Genomic DNA, 19,306 nt, shown 5'->3' with positions numbered 1-19,306 from the left:
GGCCGCCCCCGTGTCCCACGGCGTCTCCTGAGCCAGATCCCCGCACTGCCTCAGGTGTCCACGCCCCTCCCTCCCCCCGGCCGCGACCCCCGCCGTGCCCGCGGCACCCGGTGTCCCGCCGACCCCGTGTCCCGGACGCGCTCCCGGCCCTGTCCGCGCCGGAGCCGGTTCGTCGCGTCCCCTCGCCTCCCGCACATCTCCGTACGTCCGTATCGGGCGTGCCACCACCCTCGCCACCAGCCCGGAGTTCACCATGCCCAGAAACGCGTTCACCGCCGCCGCCTCCTCTCCCATGAGCCGCCGGCTGTTCCTCACCACCACGGGTGCCCTGTCGCTCGGGGCGGCCCTGACCGCCTGCGGCGGCGGTGACTCCGGCGGGGCCTCCGGCTCCACGAAGAAGGTCAGCCAGGCCGACATCGACAAGGCGATGAAGACGCCGACCGAGCTGACGTTCTGGACCTGGGTCCCGAACATCGCCAAGGAGATCGCGCTCTTCGAGAAGAAGTACCCGGCCGTCAGGATCAAGGTCGTCAACGCCGGTCAGGGCACCCCGCAGTACACCAAGCTGCGCACCGCGCTGAAGGCCGGCAGCGGCGCCCCGGACATGGTGCAGATGGAGTTCCAGGCGATCCCGACCTTCACGATCACCGACAGTCTGCTGGACCTGCGCCCGTACGGCGCCTCGGAGTTGAAGGACAGGTTCGTCGACTGGACGTGGAGCCAGGTCAGCGGAAGCGACGGCGAGGTGTGGGCGATCCCGCAGGACACCGGGCCGATGGGACTGCTGTACCGCAAGGACATCTTCGACAAGCACGGCATCGACGTGCCGGGCACCTGGGACGAGTTCGCGGAGGCGGCGCGCAAGCTGCACAAGGCGGACCCCGACGTCTATCTGACCAACCTCGCGGCCAACCAGCCCGCCGCCTGGCACGGACTGCTCTGGCAGGCCGGCGCCAAGCCGTACGCGACCTCCGGCAAGAGCGACATCACCATCAGCGTCGACGACGCCGTCTCCAAGAAGCTCGGCGCGTACTGGGGCGGGCTCGCCAAGGAGGGCGTGATCAGCGTCGAGCCCGACTTCACCGACGCCTGGTACGCCGCCCTCAACCAGGGCCGGTACGCCTCCTGGATCACCGCGGCCTGGGGCCCGGCCTTCCTCTCCGGCTCGGCCAAGGCGACGGCCGGCAAGTGGCGCGCGGCCCCGCTCCCCCAGTGGGACGCGTCCAAGCCCAGCTCCGGCAACTGGGGCGGCTCGACCACCGCCGTCATCCGCTCCACCAAGAACCCCATCGCGGCGGCCGTGTTCGCGCAGTTCCTCAACAGCGACCCGGCCAGCGCGAAGATGTTCGCCACCGAGCAGTTCTTCTTCCCGGCGACCAAGGCCCTGCTCACGGACGCGGAGTTCGTCGCGGACGCGCCGTCGTTCTACGGCGGCCAGAAGGTCAACCAGGTCTTCGCCGACATCAGTTCCAGCGTCGACCCGTCCTTCCAGTGGCCGCCGTTCCTCGACCAGGCGGCGACCGACTGGACGGAGACCGTCGGCAAGTCCCTCGCCGACAAGTCCGACACGGTCAAGGCGCTCGGCAGCTGGCAGTCACGGCTGACGACGTACGCGAAGAACCAGGGCTTCACCGTCAAGGGCGGCTGAACCGAGATGGCCGCCACACGCCGCCGCCGTTCGGCGGGACCCCTGTTCGTCGCACCCTTCCTGGTGCTGTTCCTCCTGCTGTTCCTCGCCCCGCTCGGCTACGCCGCCTACCTCAGCCTCTTCCAGGAGCGGCTGATCGGCGGGACCGTCTTCGTCGGCCTCGACAACTACACCAAGGCCTTCGGCGACTCGCAGTTCCTGCACGGGGTCGGCCGGGTCGCGCTGTTCTTCGTGATCCAGGTCCCGGTGATGCTGCTGCTGGCCCTGCTGTTCGCGCTCGCGCTCGACAGCGGTCTGCTGCGCCTCGCACGGGTGATCCGGCTGGGCATCTTCGTCCCGTACGCCGTGCCCAGCGTCGTCGCCGCGCTCATGTGGGGCTATCTGTACGGCCCTGACTTCGGCCCGTTCGCCCAGCTGAGCCGGAACCTGGACCTGCCGGCCCCGAACTTCCTCAGCGAGAGCTGGATGCTGGGGAGCCTGGCGAACATCGTGACCTGGGAGTTCGTCGGCTACAACATGATCATCCTGTACGCCGCGCTGCGCACCGTCCCGCACGAGCTGTACGAGGCCGCCGCGATGGACGGCGCCGGGGCCTGGCGCATCGCCTGGTCGATCAAACTCCCGGCGCTGCGACCGGCGTTGCTGCTCACGCTGCTCTTCTCGGTCATCGGCAGCTTCCAGCTGTTCAACGAGCCGAACCTGCTGATGAAGATCGCCCCGGACGTCATCACCAGCTCCTACACCGCCAACCTCTACGCCTACTCCCTCGCCTTCACCGGCCAGCAGGTCAACTACGCGGCCACGGTCTCCTTCCTCCTCGGCCTGATCATCGTGATCGCCTCCTACGGCGTCCTGCTCACCGCGAACCGCCGGAGGACCCCGTGACCACCTCCACGTCCACCACTACGTCCCCCTCCACCTCCCGCCGCAGCACCCCGCTGACGATCGCGATGCTGGCCGCCCTGGCCTACTTCCTCCTCCCCCTGTTCTGGCTGCTGGTCGCCTCGACCAAGAGCACCCAGGACCTGTTCAACAGCTTCGGGCTGTGGTTCTCCGACACCCCACAGCTCCTGGCCAACATCAAGGAGACCCTCACCCAGGACGACGGGGTCTTCGTGCGCTGGCTGCTCAACACCGTGCTGTACGCCGGGATCAGCGCGGTCGGCGCCGCGCTGCTCGCCGCCGCGGCGGGGTACGGCTTCGCCAAGTACCGCTTCCGCGGCGACCGGGCCGCGTTCAACCTGGTCCTCGGTGCCGTCATGGTCCCCACCACCGCGCTGGCCATCCCGACCTATCTGCTGTTCGCGCAGGCGGGCCTCGCCAACACCCCGTGGGCGATCATCCTGCCCTCCCTCGTCAACCCGTTCGGCCTCTATCTGATGCGGGTCTACGCGGCGGACGCCGTCCCCGACAGCATCCTGGAGGCCGCCCGGATCGACGGCGCCGGCGAGGCCCGGATCTTCTTCCGGATCGCGCTGCGGCTGATGGGCCCCGGGGTGGTGACGGTCCTGCTGTTCACCCTGGTGGCCACCTGGAACAACTACTTCCTGCCACTGATCATGCTCAACGACCCCGATCTGTACCCGATCACCGTGGGCCTGGCCTCCTGGGCCGCGCAGGCGCAGAACGGCGGTGCCGGGGCCAGCAGCGACATGCTCGCGCTGGTGGTGACCGGTTCCCTGATCTCGATCGTCCCGCTGGTCGTGGCGTTCCTGATGCTCCAGCGGTACTGGCAGAGCGGCCTGGCCACCGGCGGTGTCAAGCAGTAGGACATCCGCCTCCTCCCACCCTCACCTCTCGTACCGACTCCCCCACTTCTCCCGGAGGTTCCCCTTCATGGCGGCTCTGCCTGCCCGCGTCCTGTTCGGTGCCGCGTACTACCACGAGTACGCGCCCGCCCACGGCTCCCCCACGCATCCCGCCGACCGGCTCAAGAGCGACCTGGACCTGATGGCCGACGCCGGCTTCACCGTCATCCGGGTCGGTGAGTCGGTGTGGTCGACCTGGGAGCCCGAGAACGGCCGGTTCGATCTCGACTGGCTCCAGCCGGTCCTGGACGGCGCCCACGAGCGCGGTATCTCCGTCGTCCTCGGCACCCCCACGTACGCCGTTCCGCCGTGGCTGGCCCGTCAGTACCCGGAGATCACCGCCGAGCGGCGCACCGGTGAGCGCGTCGGCTGGGGCGCCCGTCAGGAGGTCGACTTCACCCACCCGGCGTTCCGTTTCCACGCCGAGCGGGTCATCCGCAAGGTCGTCGGCCGGTACGCGGGCCATCCGGCCGTCATCGGCTTCCAGGTCGACAACGAACCCGGTCTGCACCTGTTCCACAACCACGGGGTGTTCCAGCGCTTCGTGGACCATCTGCGCGAGAAGTACGGCGACGTGGAGACCCTCAACCGCGAGTGGGGGCTGGTCTACTGGTCGCACCGGCTGTCGACCTGGGCGGACCTGTGGACGCCGGACGGGAACGAGCAGCCGCAGTACGACGTCGCCTGGCGGGAGTTCCAGGCCCGGCAGGTCACCGAGTTCATCGGCTGGCAGGCCGATCTGGTCCGTGAGTACGCCTCGCCGGAGCAGTTCGTCACCACCTGTATCTCCTACACCCGGCAGGGGGTGGAGGACGACGACCTGACCGACCGCCTCGACATCGCCACCGGCAACCCTTACTACGACATGCAGGACGGTCTGCTCCTCCCCGACCCGACCCCCGACGCCCATGAGCAGAAGTGGAAGACCACCGGGGTGTGGGCGCTGTACCAGACCGCCGACTGGATGTTCTCCTCCCGTCAGGAGCCGTTCCTCGTCACCGAGACCGACGCCGGTTCGATCGGCATGGCCTGGGACAACCGGCCCGCCTACGACGGTCAGTGGCGCCAGGCCGCCTGGGCGCTCGTCGCGCGCGGCGCGCGGATGATCGAGTACTGGCACTGGCACACCCTGCACTTCGGCGCCGAGACCTACTGGGGCGGCGTCCTGCCGCACACCGGCCGCCCCGGCCGTACGTACGCCGAACTCGCCCGGCTGGGGGCGGAGTTCGAGGCGGCCGGGCCGCTGGTCGCCGGACTCGAACCGGACGCCGACATCACGCTGGTGTACTCGACGCCCAGCAAGTGGCTGATGCAGAAGTACCCGCCGCTCGCGAAGCCGGACGGCGACCCGGACCCCGCCGCGTACCACCGCATCCTCGACCCGTTCTACCGGGGCGCCTTCGACGCGGGCCGTCAGGTCCGTATCGTCCACGCCCGGCAGTTGCACGACCCGAGCGGCGAGCGGGAGGGTCTGTCGCCCGAGGAGGCCGTGCGCCGCCATCCGGTGCTGGTCGTCCCGGCGCTGTATCTGGCCGCCGACTCCACCCTCGACTGGCTCGCCGCCTACGCCCACGCGGGCGGTCATCTCGTCCTCGGCCCCCGTACCGGATACGCCGACGACGAGGCCCGTGCCCGTACCGAGCGGGCCCCCGGGCGCCTCACCGAGGCCGCGGGCGTCGGCTACGACGAGTTCAGCAACCTCGTACGGGAGGTGCCGGTGCGGTCGGCGCCCGGCGGTTCGCTCCCGCTGCCCGAGGGCGCGACCGCGACCCGCTGGGCGGACGGGCTGACGGTCACCGACGCCGAGCCGCTCGTCACCTACGACCACCCGCACTTCGGGCGCTGGCCCGCCGTCACCACCCACCGGCACGGCGCGGGCCGGGTCACCCAGGTCGGTACGGTTCCCGGCCGTGCCCTCGGCCGGGCCCTGGCCGAGTGGTTGGCGCCGGCCGCCCGCCACGCCTGGGGCGCCCTCCCGGAGTCCGTGACCGCCACCACCGGCACCTCGCCCGACGGGCGCCGCGTCCACATCGTCCACAACTGGTCCTGGGAGCCCGCGAGCGTTCCCGTGCCGGTGTCCCTGTCCGACGCGCTGACCGGCACGGCCCTTCCGGCGGGGACACCGCTGGAACTGGGGCCGTGGGACGTGCGCGTACTCGTCGCCACCGCCACCGCCACCGGCACCGGCACCGGCACCGACACCGGGGCCTGAGGGCCCGGGGCCCAGCACCGGGGCCCGGGACCACCGTCCGTCCTGTTCCATCCCCGAAGGAGTGGTTGTGCACAGAAGAAGACTCGGCAGAGCGCTGGGAGGTGTCGTCGGAGCGTCGGCGATGCTCGCGATGCCCCTGACCGCCCAGGCGTACGCCCCGACGGGCGGGACCGTGTACCAGCTCGGCAGCGAACCCTGCCTCAAGGGGCGCGGCAACTGCGCGGTCTACCCCAAGTCGGCGCAGCTGCCGAACGGCCGCCTGGTCGCGTCGTTCGAGAAGTCCACCGTCGTGACGGCCACGGGGAGCGCCGACCGGCAGACCCTGCCGGTCTACAAGAGCGACGACGACGGGACGACGTGGCGGCCGCTGTCCGAGGTCAAGGCCCCGGCGTACCTCTCCGACGACCCTCAGTACGCGAAGTACACCAGCAACTGGACGAACCCGTTCCTGTACGTGCTTCCGGACCGCGTCGGCGATCTGGCGGCGGGCACGCTGCTCCTGGCGAGCGTGGTGTCGGGCGACGACCGGTACTACAAGGAGCGCAAGGCGGCCGACCCAAGCTGGACGCCGTCCAACGACGGTGACCGCGAGGACATGGCGATCGCCCTGTACTCCAGCACCGACAACGGCTCGACCTGGAAGATCCTCAACATCGTCGCGACCGGCGGCTGGCAGGGCGGCAGCGCGGGCGCGGTCGGGCAGAACGTCGCCGAGGCGAACACGTACAAGCAGGTGGATCCCCTGTGGGAGCCGTACCTGATGGTCCGCAAGAACAAGCTGGTCTGCTTCTACTCCGACGAGAACGACTACGTCGGCTTCGACCCGGCGACCGGGGTCCCGAAGCCGGACCCGGCGAACGACACCGCCAAGGACTCGCACGGCCAGATCCTGGTCCACAAGACCTGGAACGGCAAGAGCAAGAGGTGGAGCGAGCCGGTCGTCGACATCGCCGGCCTGACCGAGGACATGGGCGGCGGCAAGACGGAGATCGGCGGCGGCAGGCCCGGCATGACGAACCTCGTGCCGACGGCCGACGAGAAGTGGCTGCTGACCTACGAATACTGGGGCGGCGGGGCCAACACCCGGTACCGGATCGCGGACGACCCGCTGAAGTTCTTCCAGGGGTCGGCCACCGGCATGGGGGTCGACGCGCTGCCGGTCGTCGCCGGTTCGCGTCCCCTGGCGGGAGGCGGCAGTCCGGTCCTCATCCGGCTTCCCGACGGGCGCCTGGTCTACAACGCCGCGGGCAGCGGCAACGTCTGGGTCAACGACAGCGGACGCTCCGACGGCGTGTGGAAGGAGTTCCAGACGACCTCGCGGGCCGGCTACAGCCGGAACCTGCAGTACGTGGACGGCACCGGCCGCGTCGTGATCCTCAACAACCAGGGCACGTCGGTCATCGCGCACGCCGAGGTCGACCTCGGCCACTCCGCCGGCGACTACAGGCAGTTGGTGAACCGGAAGACCGGCCAGGTGATCGGCACGGGCAACAACAGCACCGACGCGAACATCGGCAACGGTGACGTCCCCGACGTCGTCCTGGAGGACGCCGGAACGGCGGCCGACCCGGCCACCCAGTACTGGCACGTCGTCACCAAATCCGGCGGCGGTGTGACCCTGCTCAACAAGTCGGGCGGCCGGGCGGCGTCGGTCTGGACGGGCAGCGCGACGGCCGGCCAGCGCATCGGCCAGTGGGTCGACGACACCGCCACGGGCACGTGGAACGTCGTCCAGTCCGCGAACGGTCACGTCAAGCTGCAGTCGGTCAAGAACAAGGACCTCTACCTGACCGGCGCGTCCGCCGACGCACCCCTCACCCTGCGGAACGCGGCCTCGGACGGCTCCCAGGACTGGAAGCTCGTGCGGTAGCGGACCCGAGGCAGCCGCTCACCCGCCGCCCAGCCAGCTCCGGAACACGGCGAAGTCGGCGGGTGTCAGCCCCACTTCGGATGCGACGCGGTGCAGGAGGGCCCGCCCCGGGTGGTGCCGTGACACCCAGGCCCGGTCGAGGCCGGTGATCTCGTCGTCGGCCCAGATGAACGGCCTCCCGGCGGCGGTGCGGACGAGCGCCCGGGTCTTCCAGTGCAGCAGATCGGCGCGGTCCTCCTCCGGCGCCTCCGGCAGGTCCACCACCGGCAGCGGTGGCAGCCCGAGCAGCGGGGCGACCACGTCGTTCGCGTCGTGCATCCACGCGGTGGCCCACATCGTCTCGCAGGGCAGCCGCAGCAGGCGCGGGCCGTGCTCGCGGTCGATCTTCGCCAGCTGGGGGTTCGAGGTGTGCTGCCAGGCGACCCACTCCTCGGCGACCGAGGGGAGCCTCGCGCCGCCGTAGGGCAGCAGTGTGCCGTCGACGTCCAGGAAGAGGAGCGGGCGTTCCGCGTGCGCGGTCATGGCCGCACCCCTGTCGCGGCGGTGTCGGCGCCCTCGGCGTCGGTGTCCCCCGTGTCGCTCTCCCAGCGCAGCAGGTCTCCCGGCTGGCAGGCGAGGACCTCGCAGAGGGTGGCGAGGGTGGTGAAGCGGACCGCCTTGGCCCGGCCGTTCTTGAGCACGGCCAGATTGGCGGGGGTGATCCCGACGCGGTCGGCGAGTTCGCCCACGGACATCTTCCTGCGGGCCAGCATCACATCGATGTCGACGGCGATCGGCATCAGATCACCTCGGCCGGTTCGGCCCGCATCCGCGTCGCCTCGATGTCGCGGTGGACGGCCTGGGCGAGCAGCATCCGCAGGACGAGAACGATCAGGGCCACCCCCAGCACCACGAACACCAGCATCGTCAGCTTTCCCACGACGCCCTCCTCCATCCGGAGACCCACTCGCCCAGCGATAGAAATCTATCGAGAATCGATAGATCAGCCAAGTGGCTTCCGGCTGCTCACCTCGTCCGAGGCGGGCCCGGTCTCGTCCGGGGCCGTGGTGTCGGTGTCGGTGGGGGCTGGTTGGATGCGGGGAGGCCGATGAGCGACGCGGAGGACGGGGACCCATGTCCGAGCATGTGATCGAGGATCTGGTGGCGGACTCGATCCGGCTCCTGGACCGTCACGCCCCGGCGGACGATCCACGCGTCCGGGACTGGATCGCGAGACTCTACGACTTCCAGGACGGGTTCGACTGCTCGTTCACACGCTTTCGTGTGCGGGACATCTCGCTGCGGCGCGGATACGTGTACCGGTTCCCCCTGGACCGGCATCCCGACCATGCCGAACGGTCCGCCCACTTGGACGCGTTGACGGAGTTCACCGCACTGCGCACGTTCGACGAGGACGCGCCCGACTTCCACGGCTACGACGGCCGGCTGCAGGACGGCTATGTCGATCCGCCGTTCCTCTACTGCGACGCCGGCACCGATCTGTGGCGCCGGATGGTCTCCGCCGGGGAGCTGCGCGGTGCCGATGCCGATCCGCCGCGCCCGACCCCGCTCATCGACGTGGTCCGTGAGATCGCCGTCGCCGCCGAGCAGCGGGGCGAGCCCGAACTCGTCGGCGAGTGGTACGCGTTCGGCTGTGAAGCCCTGCTCGGCGGCCCGGCGGGCTGCCCCTTCGACGTCGACGAACTCGCCGGCATGCCCGCCGTGCGGGATCTGCGCGCCGTGGTCCGCCGCACCGGCGCACTGGCCACCGCCCGGCGGTCGCCCTACGCGGTTCCCGTGGAGTTCGCCGACGATCACGAACTGGAGGCGTGGTGGTGGCGGTTGTGACGGACGGCCGTGATCAGGACATGTAGGCGAGGAGTCCGATCTCCGGGGCCAGCGCCCCGGGCTGGGCGAGGGACCGGAAGTCGTCCTCGACGTCGGCCCGGTGGAGGACGCCGGCGCGCACCGCGTGGTAGCGGACCAGTGACCACAGGAAGACGTCGAGGCCGTCGTACTGGGTGTCGGCCTCTATGACCTGCTCCTCGTGGAACCACACGGCGATCCGGCCGCTGGTGAGGACGACGAAGTGGTTGCCCGAGCCGTCGGCGCCGAGGGACCAGACGTCGTCGTCGGAGAGTTCCGTCTCGTAGTCGGTGTCGAGGATCACCGCGTCGTTCTTCGCGAAGTCGAAGGCGTACGACCACTCGTCGATGTCGAAGAACCGCGCCAGGGTCCCCGAGCGGACCCGGCGGTCGAAACTCGCCAGCGCGGTGGCGGCGGCGGGCGGGAGCCTGGCGAGGAACGGTTCGACCGGGCGGGTCGACGCGGGGATCTCGACGCGGGGACCGTCGGGGAACCAGCGCGCCAGATCGGCGTCCAGGTCGCGCTCCACGTATCCGGTCAACTGCTCGACGGTGAGTGACATGGGGCGAGGCTAGTCGAGCGGACCGGAGCGAGGACGCCCAGCTCAGCGGTTACGTGTGCGGGTACGTACCTCCACGTACACGTCAGCCGGACGTCCGGCCGGCGGCCCAGTCGCGCAGGAGACGGATCGTGCGCTCGGCGCGCTCCTCGTGCAGATAGTGGCCGGTGTGCGGCCAGTACTCGACGCGGGAGCCGGGCACCCGCAGCGTGCCTCGCTCCCACTCGGCGGCCTTCTCGAACGTCCACACCGTCAGCGCCGGTTGAGGGCGGCGGAGCAGATACTCCTCGCTGTGCGGGCGGACGCCCACCGCACCGGGGTCGGTGTACATACCGGCGTAGGCCTGGGCGATCACATGGTCCGGTGTGCCGAGCATGGTGCGCAGGTGTGCCGTACGCAGGCCGGGCGGGGCCTGTGCGGAGAAGGCACCGGCCACGAAGGCGGCGGCGGCGCGTGCGCCGTGCGCCCGGTACTCGGCGAGCCGGCCGGGGATCTTCGCGACCTCGGCCTCGTGCGCGCCGTGGGCGGGGTCCAGGGCGACGACCGACCGCACGGCCCCCGGGTGGTGGACGGCGAGCAGGTTGACGACCTGGACGCCCATGGAGTGACCTACGGCGACGACCGGCCCGACGCCCAGGGTGTCGAGCAGCGCCGCCAGGTCCTCCGCCATCTCCGCCGGTGTGTTGCCCTCGTCCGGCACCTCGGAGCGGCCGTGGCCGCGCAGATCGGGGACGAGGATCCGGAACCGGTCGGCCAGCGCCTCCGCGTGCGGCGACCACTCCCGTCCGTCGCCGCCCCAGCCGTGCACCAGCAGCAGCGTGGGGGCGTCGTCGGGGCCGAGGGAGGTGCAGAAGAGGCGGATGCGGCCCAGGTCGTGCAGTGTCATGAGTGGTCGTCCGGGGTGGTGCGATACGTGGCGTGGGCGAAGTCCGCGTGCACGCCGGAGCCGTCGAGGTCCTGGACCCAGAGTCCCAGCATCGCCCCCGTGAAGCCGAGCACTCTGAGCTGTCCGTCGTGGAACTCGTCGGCGTGCTCGTCGGACAGCACGGTCGCGTCGAGGTCCGGGCCCACCGTCTGATGGCTCCCGCCCTTCGTCTCGTACGAGAACCGCAGAGCGGGGCCGTCGAGTTCGGCGCGCAGGACGACGGGGTGTCCGGGGCGCAGGGGGATCCGGGGCGGGTGCGCGGTGAGGGCGCCGGCCGCGCAGCTCAGGGCCCGCAGCACCGGGGAGCCGTCGTCCTCGGCGGTGATGTACAGGTAGTGCCAGTTGCGGGTGTTGTAGTACGCGGTGAGTCCGGCCATGTGGTCGACGGAGCCGGGTACGAAGGTCAGCTCGGTCTCGAACACGCAGCTGCGTGCCGTCACCCGCCGGGCCACCAGGCTGGGGGTCCGTCGGCCGGCCGGGGACTGACCGCCCCGGACGCGCAGCCGTCCGGGCAGCGGCTCCACCCACTCCGGGCCCGCCGGGCGGCGCAGGGTGGACCACTGCGGGCCGAGGGCCGGAGCGTCGAAGCGGTCGGTGGCGGGCGGCTCGGGTACCGGGGCCGATGGGAGGGCGGGCGCCGGGACGACAACGGCCGGGACGGCCCCGGCGATACGCGGCCAGCCGTCCTCGGTCCAGGTCACCGGCTGCAGAGCGGTCTCCCGGCCGAGCACGCACCGGCCGCGCTCGGTGTAGGGGCGGGCGGTGATGTGGGCGGCGTACCACTGGCCGTCCTGGGTCTCGACCAGCGAGCAGTGCCCGGCCTTCTGCAGTTCCAGCGCCGGATCGTGCCGGGAGGTGAGCAGCGGTCCGGCCGGGTCGGGCTCGTAGGGGCCGAACAGGTCCCGGGAGCGGGCGACCGCCGCCCCGTGCTCGTAGCCGGTGCCGCCCTCGGCGTGGACGAGGTAGTACCAGTCGCCCCTGCGGTAGAGGTGCGGGCCCTCGGCCACCCCGGCGGCGGTGCCCACGGAGATCGTCCGGGGCGCGCCCAGCAGCTTCCGTGTCGTGCGGTCGTACTCCTGGAGTTCGATGCCGGCGAACGACTCCCGCTCCGGCCGCCAGTCGAAGCGCATGTTGAGCAGCCAGCTGCGGCCGTCGCCCTCGGTGTCGTGGAACAGGGACACGTCGAAGCCGCGGCCGTGCAGCGGGACCGGGTCCGACCACGGGCCGTCGATCGACGGGGCGGTGGTGACGTGGTTGGGGAGGTCCTTCCAGCCCTCCGCGTAGGTGTCGACGACGGTGAAGACGAGGTGGAACAGGCCGTCGGCGTACGACAGTCCGGGGGCCCAGATGCCTCCGGAGTCGGGGACGCCGGTGAGGTCGAGGAGGCGTCGGGTGTCCAGGACCCCGCCCAGCGGACGCCAGTTCACCAGGTCCCGGGAGTGGTGGACGCGGACACCCGGGTACCACTCGAAGGTGGAGGTGGCGAGGTAGAAGTCGTCGCCGACCCGCAGGACGGCGGGGTCGGGTTCGCATCCGCGCAGGACGGGGTTGTGGATCACGAAACGCTCCGCGGTGGGACATCAGAGGGCGGACAGCGGGGGGGGTTGGTCGGCGGCCCCGGCACAGCACCGGCTCAGCGGCCCCGGTGGAGCACGAGCGTGCTCAGCGGTCCGAGCCGGGGCCGCTGCCCGGCGCCGATCGTCCTGCCGGTGGCGAGGTCACGGGCGGGGCCGAAGTCCTGCCGGGCGGGGAGGGTGAACGTCCGGTCGGTGGTGGTGTTCATGGCGATCAGATAGTCGCCGTACTCGCAGAGGTAGAACGGCGCGCGGCCGACGAGCATGGTCTCCACGCCGTCGAAGTGGACGCCGAGGGCGGGGTCCGGGATGTCGTCCGGGATCGGGGCGAGGTGGTGGACGTCGCCCTTCTGGGACTGGTGGAGCGTGTCCCCCGGTGGCGGGAAGCCGCCCGGCGGGAGGTGTCCGGCGCCGGGATCGTTGACGGCGTAGTCCCACAGGACCCAGTCGCGTGCCGTGAACGTCTCGTCGGTGGTGCCGGCGGAGCGCTGGCGGACGGTGGCCGAGCGCTGGTCGACCGGGGTGAGGTGGTGGACGCGCGCATAGTCGTTGACGCCCTGCCGGGACCGCCAGTACAGGGACGCGAAGAGCAGTTCCTCGCCGTTCTTGACGGCCAGGCAGCCGTTCTCCTCGTCGGCGAAGACGAAGTCGGGCCGCTCCCACGCGGTCGGGACGCGGGCCGGGCGGCCGGCGAGGGACTGGAAGGTGTCCCAGTCGCGGGAGACCAGACGCAGCGCGGCGAGGCCGACACGGGTCCAGGTGTGGTGGACGAGCAGGTCGAGCTGGCGGTGGAACTGGCCGTCCTCCACCATCTCCTGGGTCCAGCCGACGATGTCGGGGTCCTTGAAGACGGCGGCGGACATCACGGGGTGGGAGTCCCAGGCGGTGCGGGAGGCGTAGGCGATCTCACCGGGGTAGACCTCGTTGCGCCAGCCGATGACGGTCTCGATGCGGGAGACGCGGGCGCCGGTCTCGTCGACGTCGACCACCCGGAACCGGCCGCGCGCCTTGATGATCCTGACCATCTGTTCGCGGAGTTCGGGCGCCTCCCGGGCGTCGTGGCCGCGGGTGACCGACTCGTACATCATGACCAGCCAGTCGGTGACCTCGCCGTAGCTGCCGACATAGCCCAGTTCGCGGGTGAGTCCGGCCCGGGTGACCTGGTGGTAGGTCTCGCCGAGGGGCTTGGTGGGGTTGCCGTCCTTGTCCTCGCGGCCGAGGTAGGGCTTCATACCGAGCGACTGGTACATGTAGTCGCGGGCCCGGTCCTCCGGCAGTGCGAGGTCCGGGTCGAGGAGCCTGAGGCCCCGGTTGGCCTGGTAGAGGCCGATGGCGCAGATCTGGGACTGGTTGGTGTAGTGGGGGAAGTGCTGCCGCCAGTAGTCCAGGCTCGACCTGAGCATGTCGGTGTACGCGGCGCGCCGCACCGGCTGTTCGGTGGTGCCGGTGCTCTTCGGCGCGGTGACGGTCAGATCGTCGAACCAGGCGGTGCCGGGGCCGGACAGCCGCAGATGGAACTCGGCCTGGGTGGCGCCGGCCGGGGTCTCCAGGTCGATCGAGACCTGTTCCCAGTCGTGGGTGCCGGTGGCCGCGAACGCGCGGTGGTCGCTGCCGACGAGCTTGCCGTCCTTGTCGAAGAACAGCGGGTCGATGTGCGCGCCCGTCCCGGTGACACCGTCCGTCCTGACCCAGGCGCGATAGGTGTACGTGCCTTCGCCGACCTGGACCTTCGCCGTGTTGAAGGCGGTGACGAAGCCGTTGGACGCGGTGGCCGCCAGCTTCAGTGAGGCGGAGCCGGAGCGGTTGACGGAGGTGTCCCGCGTCCAGGAGGCGTCGGCGGTCCTGCCCCACCCCGGCACCTCCCAGCCGGACGGGGTGCCGGTGCCCTGCTCGAAGCCGGGGTTGCGCAGTTCGGTCGGCTCGACCAGGCCGACGGAGTCGAACCAGGCGGTGCCGGGGCCGGACAGCCGCAGGTGCATCTCCATCTGGGTGGCGCCGTCGGGGGTGTCCAGGTCTATGGAGACGTACTCCCAGCCGTGGGTGCCGGTGGCGGCGAACTGGCGGTGGTCGCTGCCGACGAGCTTGCCGTCCTTGTCGAAGAACAGCGGGTCGATGTGCGCGCCCGTCCCGGTGACACCGTCCGTCCTGACCCAGGCGCCGTAGGTGTACCTCCCCTTGCCCACGCGGGTCTTGGGCGAGTTGTACACGGTGATGAAGCCGTTCGCCGCGCTCGCCGAGACCTTGAGAGAGGCGGAGCCCGAGCGGGAGACACCGGTGTCCCGCGTCCAGGTGGCGTCGGCGGTCTTCCCCCAGCCCGGCACCTCCCAGCCCATCGGGGTCTCGTCACCCTCCTCGAACCCCGGGTTGGAGATCTCGTACGGGGAGCCGGTGACCTTCTGGTCCAGGCGGTCGCCGAGGTGTTCCCAGAGCAGGGCGAGGACCAGGCCGACGCGTCCGAAGCCCTGCCACTGCTGGTCGGAGCCGGTGAGCACGGAGGCGTCGGACTTCCAGGCGGTGTAGCGGCCGTCGATGGCCCGCAGGACCCGGTCCAGGGCGGCGGGCTTGCGGTACGCGGGGCTGCCGGACCAGAGGTAGCCCTCGGCGAGGGACTGGAAGGCCCAGGCGTCCATACCGGCCGGGTTGGCGGTGGTGAGGTAGTTCTTCTGATCCTTGTCGACGCGTGCGCGCACGGCCTCCAGCACCTCGGCGCCCTCGACCGTGCGGGGCTTGAACTCCGGTGCGGGGCCCTGCCGTTCGCCCTTGGGCGGGATGAAGTACGGCTCGGTGTGGGTGTAGATCCGGTAGATGCCGCGCGAGGGCGTCGTCATGGTCCGGTACAGCTGCTCGGGGTTCTGGCCGTACGACCAGATGCGTCCCATGGCGCGGATCTCCAGCGTCACCTTCTTCTTGCCGGCGGTCATGCGCTCCGGCAGCGGCAGCGTGTGGAAGAAGAAGCGGCCCGGGGCGCGCGGCGCGGTGTCGAGGATGTCGAGGCTGTCGACGGCGCCCTCGTCCTGGTAGCCGACCTGGAGGCCGTCCACGAAGAGCTGCAGGCGCCACATGTTCGTGCCGGAGCCGGCCTGTTCGGAGGTGTCGTCGTGGTCGTCGCCCCACAGGCGGACTGTGACATAGGTGGTGTCGGTGGGGCTGACGGCGACGTCGAAGGTGAGGGTGCCGCCCCAGTAGCCGGCCGGTTCGGTGGGGTTGAGGACCCGGGCGCTCTGGCCGAGGCCGCCGGTGACGGTGTCGGAGAGGGTCGCGGTGAGGCCGTGCGCGGACTCGGACTTCGCGTTGCCGAGGACGACGATGTCGAGGGGCTTGCACACGGCCTTCCTGAGGGCCGCGGGGGTGGCCGGTGCCGCGGCGGCAGGCTGGGAGTTCAGCAGACCGAGGCCGGCGGCGGCGACGCCGGTCGTTCCGGCGTACTTGAGCACTTCACGTCTTCTGGGGGCGTGGGACACGGCTCTGTTCCTTCTTACTTGAGGCTGCCCATGAGAATTCCGCTGCGCCAGTACTTCTGGAGCGTGAACATGAAGACCGCGAGCGGGACGATCGACAGCAGGGACCCGGTGAGGACAAGGGTGTTCATGTCACGGGCGGTCTGTGCCTGCTGGAGCCAGGAGTACAGGCCCAGGGTCACGGGGAAGGTGCGCTCACCGTTGAGCATGAACAGGGGGAGGAAGAAGTTGTTCCAGATGTTGATGAACTCGAGCATGAAGATGGTGATGCCGCCGGTGCGCATCAGCGGCAGGGCGATCGAGACGAAGACCCGCAGATCGCTCGCGCCGTCGATTCGGGCCGCCTCCATCAGTTCGGCGGGGACCGAGCTGTCGGCGTACACCTTGCCGAGGTAGACCCCGAACGGGTTGATGAAGTACGGGATGAGCACCGACCAGATGGTGTTGGTGATCCCGACCTCGGAGAACACCAGGTACAGCGGGAAGGCCAGCAGGGTGCTCGGCAGCAGCGAGGCGCCGACGATGACGGCGAAGGCGACGCCCCGGCCGCGGAAGTCGAACTTCGACAGTCCGTACCCGGCGGCGAGCGAGACGAGGGTGGAGCCGGCCGCGCCGAGGGTGGAGTAGAGGACGGAGTTGCCCAGCCAGCGCAGGAACACCCCGTCGTGGTAGGTCGCGATGTCGTGCAGGTTGTCGCCGAGGTGGTTGTCGGAGAACCACAGCCCGAACGTGGAGTAGAGGTCCGTCTGGTCCTTGGTCGCGGAGACGATCAGGAACCAGGTCGGGGCCAGCGAGTAGAGCAGGAAGACCACCAGCAACCCGGTGGTGAGCACCACCGCACGGCGGGAGGGGCGGACGCCGCCCCCGGAAGCGACACTGCTCATGACATCTTCCTGTTCGTGGCGCGGTAGAAGACGAAGGCGAGGATGCCGGTGACGACGGCCAGGACCAGGGACTCGGCGGCGGCGTACTGGTAGTCGCCGACCTTGAAGGCCTTGTCGTAGATCTCCATCATCGGCGTGAAGTCGGTGTTGATGGACTCGGGGGCGATCTGCCGCATGATCAGTGGCTCGCCGAACAGCTGGAGCCGGCTGATCAGGGAGAACATGCCGGTCAGCACCAGGATTCCGGTGATGTTCGGGATCTTGATCGACCAGGCGATGCGCCACTCGCGGGCGCCGTCCAGCCGGGCCGCCTCGTACAGCTCGCGGGGCAGGGCCTGCAGTGAGGCGGAGATCAGGATCATGTTGAAGCCGATCCCCTGCCAGGTGAGCAGATTGCCCAGCGAGAGATAGGTGTTGAGGCCGCCGAAGAAGGAGATCTCCGTGCCGGCGCGCTCCGCGAGGTCCAGCAGCGGGCTGCCCGTCGGGCTGTAGAGGAACAGCCACATCAGGGTGGAGACCACGGCGGGGATGACGTACGGGATGAGCAGCGCGGCGCGGAAGAAGCGCACCGCGCGGGCGGCCACCCCGTCGAGCAGGAGGGCCAGCAGCAGGGCGATGCCCAGCATCACCGTGATCTGTGCCGCGCCGAACAGCAGGGTGCGTCCCATGCTCGCCCAGAACGCGCTGTCGCCCAGCACCGAGGCGAAGTTGGCGAAGCCGGTGTAGACGACCCGGGTGGGGCCGAAGCCGAGGCCGCTGCTCTTCTTCTCGTGCAGGCTCTGGCTGAAGGCGTAGCCGATCGGCACGACATAGGTGGCGAGGAAGCCCAGCAGGAAGGGGAGCATGAACAGCAGCCCCTTGTAGGCTCCCCGCCTCCCCGCCCGGCGGGGGGAGGGCCGCCGGGCCGGGGAGTCGGTCGCGGCCTTCGCCGGTCGCGTCAGGGTGGACACGGGTGTCTCCAATGTCTCCGGGTGAGGGTGGTTCGACGGGCCGGGGAGGGCGGGGCTCGACCGCTCCGCCCTCCGTCGGCGTCAGCTGCCGGCGACGGCCTTGACGCCCTTGCCGTTCAGGTCGTCGACGGTCCACTTCTGGAGGCTTTCGAGCATCGCCTTGACCGTGAGTTCCTTCTTCATGACCTTGCCCCACTGCTTCTGCATCTCGGAGTACATGGCCGCGTAGTTCGGGCCGTACTGCCACTGGTCGCCGACCCGGGAGGCGGCGTCGGTGATCACCTTCGCGCTGTCGGACTTCCCGTTGAACATCTCGGTGGGGATGATCTTGTCGACGTACGGGGTGACGTCCGGGACGGCCGGGAAGAGGCCCGACTTGGAGGCGGGGTCGGTGAGCGCGGTCAGCGACTCCTCGCTGCTGGACAGCCAGGAGGCGAACTCGGCGGCGCGGTCGGGGTACTTGCAGCCCTTGAGGACGGCCAGCACGTCGAAGTTGGAGGAGGTCCGCGGCTCGGCGGTGTCGAAGACGGGGGCGTCCGCCAGCTGCCACCGGCCCTTGGACTTGGGGAAGTTGGTGTCGTAGATCGGCAGCTGCCAGGTCGAGGTCGTCATCGCGATGGTCGTGCCGAGGTCCCAGGTCTTGAAGACGCCCGGGTCGGCGTAGGAGGCGCCCGAGGCGAGGTCGCCGTCGACCAGTTGCTGGACGATGTCACCGGCCTCCAGTGCCTCGGGCGAGGTGAAGTCGACGACCCAGTGGTCGCCCTCGACCTTGTACCACTGGGCTCCGGCCTGCCAGGACAGGTCGACCAGGGTGCTCGGGTCCTCACCGGCCATGTTGAAGATCTTGACCTTGTCGTTCTCCTTCTGGGCCTTCTTGCCCGCGGCGATCAGGTCGTCCCAGGTCTTCGGCGCCTCGATGCCGTACTTCTCGAACAGGTCCGCGCGGTAGGCGGTGAACAGCGGCGAGGAACCCATCGGGATGCCGTAGGTGGCGCCGCCGGGGCTGACCGCGTTCCACGCGGCGGCCGTGTACTTGTCCTTGTAGGGCGCGGCGATCTTGGTGACATCGGTGAGCAGACCGTCGGCGGCGAAGTTCGCCAGGTTCATCCCGTCCATTTTCGACAGACAGGGGGCGGTGCCGGCGTTCACCGCGGCCCGCAGCTTCTGGTACGCCGTCTCGCCCGCGGGGTTGACGAACTTGACCTGGGTGTCGGGGTGGGCCTTGTTCCACACCTCGGTCTGGGCCTCGATGCCGTCGGTCCAGCTCCAGAACTCCAGGGTGACCTTGCCCTTGGTGGTCTTCGCGCTGGAGTCGGATCCGGAGTCGCCGCCCCCGCAGGCGGCCAGCAGAAGGGACAGGGACGCCGCTGCGGCGGCCGAGGCGAGGGCTCTGGCACGGAACTGGGACATCGGTCCTCCACGGACGGAACAGGACGGCGCTTGGGGTGGGGGAACCGGCGCGGTCAGGGCAGTAACCGGTTGTTGTGGACGGTAGGGCGTGCACGGCCGAAACCACAAGAGGCGAGGCCGGTTTGTTTCGTCGTGCCTTCCACGGTGTTACCGGAGGGACCGC

15 protein-coding genes and 1 pseudogene are annotated in these 19,306 nt (G+C 70.2%); 6 read left to right on the top strand and 10 right to left on the bottom strand.

What is annotated here, in order from left to right:
* Positions 1-253: 253 nt before the first annotated feature.
* The 5 genes from J8M51_RS30170 (at position 254) to J8M51_RS30150 (ending at position 7,538) form a co-directional block, all read left to right on the top strand.
* Entirely contained in the window at positions 254-1,648 is a 1,395-nt protein-coding gene (locus J8M51_RS30170) for an ABC transporter substrate-binding protein (protein ID WP_086751289.1), read from the top strand.
* Positions 1,649-1,654: 6 nt separating this feature from the next.
* Positions 1,655-2,533, top strand: coding sequence for a carbohydrate ABC transporter permease (locus J8M51_RS30165; RefSeq protein WP_086751291.1), 879 nt, complete (start codon positions 1,655-1,657; stop codon positions 2,531-2,533).
* Positions 2,530-3,417 carry a carbohydrate ABC transporter permease gene (locus J8M51_RS30160; RefSeq protein ID WP_086751293.1) on the top strand — a complete coding sequence of 296 codons (888 nt, stop codon included), beginning with the start codon at positions 2,530-2,532 and terminating at the stop codon, positions 3,415-3,417. Before J8M51_RS30165 ends, J8M51_RS30160 begins: the two co-directional genes overlap by 4 nt.
* Positions 3,418-3,484: 67 nt before the next feature.
* Positions 3,485-5,668, top strand: a complete 2,184-nt coding sequence (locus tag J8M51_RS30155; RefSeq protein WP_086751295.1) for a beta-galactosidase — start codon at positions 3,485-3,487, stop codon at positions 5,666-5,668.
* Between the two features lie 121 nt (positions 5,669-5,789).
* Positions 5,790-7,538 (top strand): RICIN domain-containing protein, encoded by a 1,749-nt coding sequence (locus tag J8M51_RS30150; protein WP_086751297.1) that lies wholly within the window; start codon positions 5,790-5,792, stop codon positions 7,536-7,538.
* 18 nt (positions 7,539-7,556) lie between these two features.
* On the opposite strand, the gene J8M51_RS30145 is transcribed toward J8M51_RS30150, so the two are convergent.
* From J8M51_RS30145 to J8M51_RS30135, 3 genes and pseudogenes are all read right to left on the bottom strand, one after another.
* Complete coding sequence (locus tag J8M51_RS30145; RefSeq protein WP_086751300.1) at positions 7,557-8,060, bottom strand: hypothetical protein; 504 nt, start codon at positions 8,058-8,060, stop codon at positions 7,557-7,559.
* Positions 8,057-8,317: a helix-turn-helix domain-containing protein gene (locus J8M51_RS30140; RefSeq protein WP_086751302.1), complete on the bottom strand. Its 261-nt coding sequence runs from the start codon at positions 8,315-8,317 to the stop codon at positions 8,057-8,059. The genes J8M51_RS30145 and J8M51_RS30140 overlap by 4 nt, the downstream gene beginning before the upstream one ends.
* Positions 8,317-8,427, bottom strand: a pseudogene (locus J8M51_RS30135) (DUF2975 domain-containing protein); the annotation flags it as partial. The gene J8M51_RS30140 and the pseudogene J8M51_RS30135, both read right to left, overlap by 1 nt.
* Positions 8,428-8,651: 224 nt before the next feature.
* Here J8M51_RS30135 and J8M51_RS30130 point away from each other — a divergent pair.
* Positions 8,652-9,365 carry a hypothetical protein gene (locus J8M51_RS30130; RefSeq protein WP_086751304.1) on the top strand — a complete coding sequence of 238 codons (714 nt, stop codon included), beginning with the start codon at positions 8,652-8,654 and terminating at the stop codon, positions 9,363-9,365.
* Between the two features lie 13 nt (positions 9,366-9,378).
* On the opposite strand, the gene J8M51_RS30125 is transcribed toward J8M51_RS30130, so the two are convergent.
* From J8M51_RS30125 to J8M51_RS30095, 7 genes are all read right to left on the bottom strand, one after another.
* On the bottom strand, positions 9,379-9,945 hold the full coding sequence (locus tag J8M51_RS30125) for a hypothetical protein (RefSeq protein ID WP_086751306.1): 567 nt from the start codon (positions 9,943-9,945) through the stop codon (positions 9,379-9,381).
* A gap of 82 nt (positions 9,946-10,027) precedes the next feature.
* Positions 10,028-10,828, bottom strand: coding sequence for an alpha/beta fold hydrolase (locus J8M51_RS30120; RefSeq protein ID WP_086751308.1), 801 nt, complete (start codon positions 10,826-10,828; stop codon positions 10,028-10,030).
* Complete coding sequence (locus J8M51_RS30115) at positions 10,825-12,426, bottom strand: glycoside hydrolase family 43 protein (protein WP_086751309.1); 1,602 nt, start codon at positions 12,424-12,426, stop codon at positions 10,825-10,827. The genes J8M51_RS30120 and J8M51_RS30115 overlap by 4 nt, the downstream gene beginning before the upstream one ends.
* Before the next feature lie 74 nt (positions 12,427-12,500).
* Positions 12,501-15,902, bottom strand: a complete 3,402-nt coding sequence (locus J8M51_RS30110) for a Tat pathway signal sequence domain protein (protein ID WP_086751311.1) — start codon at positions 15,900-15,902, stop codon at positions 12,501-12,503.
* Positions 15,903-15,916: 14 nt separating this feature from the next.
* Positions 15,917-16,783 (bottom strand): carbohydrate ABC transporter permease, encoded by an 867-nt coding sequence (locus tag J8M51_RS30105; RefSeq protein ID WP_086751313.1) that lies wholly within the window; start codon positions 16,781-16,783, stop codon positions 15,917-15,919.
* Positions 16,780-17,733 carry a carbohydrate ABC transporter permease gene (locus tag J8M51_RS30100; protein WP_086751314.1) on the bottom strand — a complete coding sequence of 318 codons (954 nt, stop codon included), beginning with the start codon at positions 17,731-17,733 and terminating at the stop codon, positions 16,780-16,782. The genes J8M51_RS30105 and J8M51_RS30100 overlap by 4 nt, the downstream gene beginning before the upstream one ends.
* Before the next feature lie 81 nt (positions 17,734-17,814).
* A complete protein-coding gene (locus J8M51_RS30095) occupies positions 17,815-19,143 on the bottom strand; it encodes an ABC transporter substrate-binding protein (RefSeq protein ID WP_086751316.1) in 1,329 nt (442 codons plus the stop codon).
* Positions 19,144-19,306 lie beyond the last annotated feature (163 nt).

The sequence above is a fragment of the Streptomyces griseiscabiei genome, from assembly GCF_020010925.1.
GTDB classification, from domain to species: domain Bacteria; phylum Actinomycetota; class Actinomycetes; order Streptomycetales; family Streptomycetaceae; genus Streptomyces; species Streptomyces griseiscabiei.
This window is presented reverse-complemented; position numbering and strand designations above follow the sequence as displayed.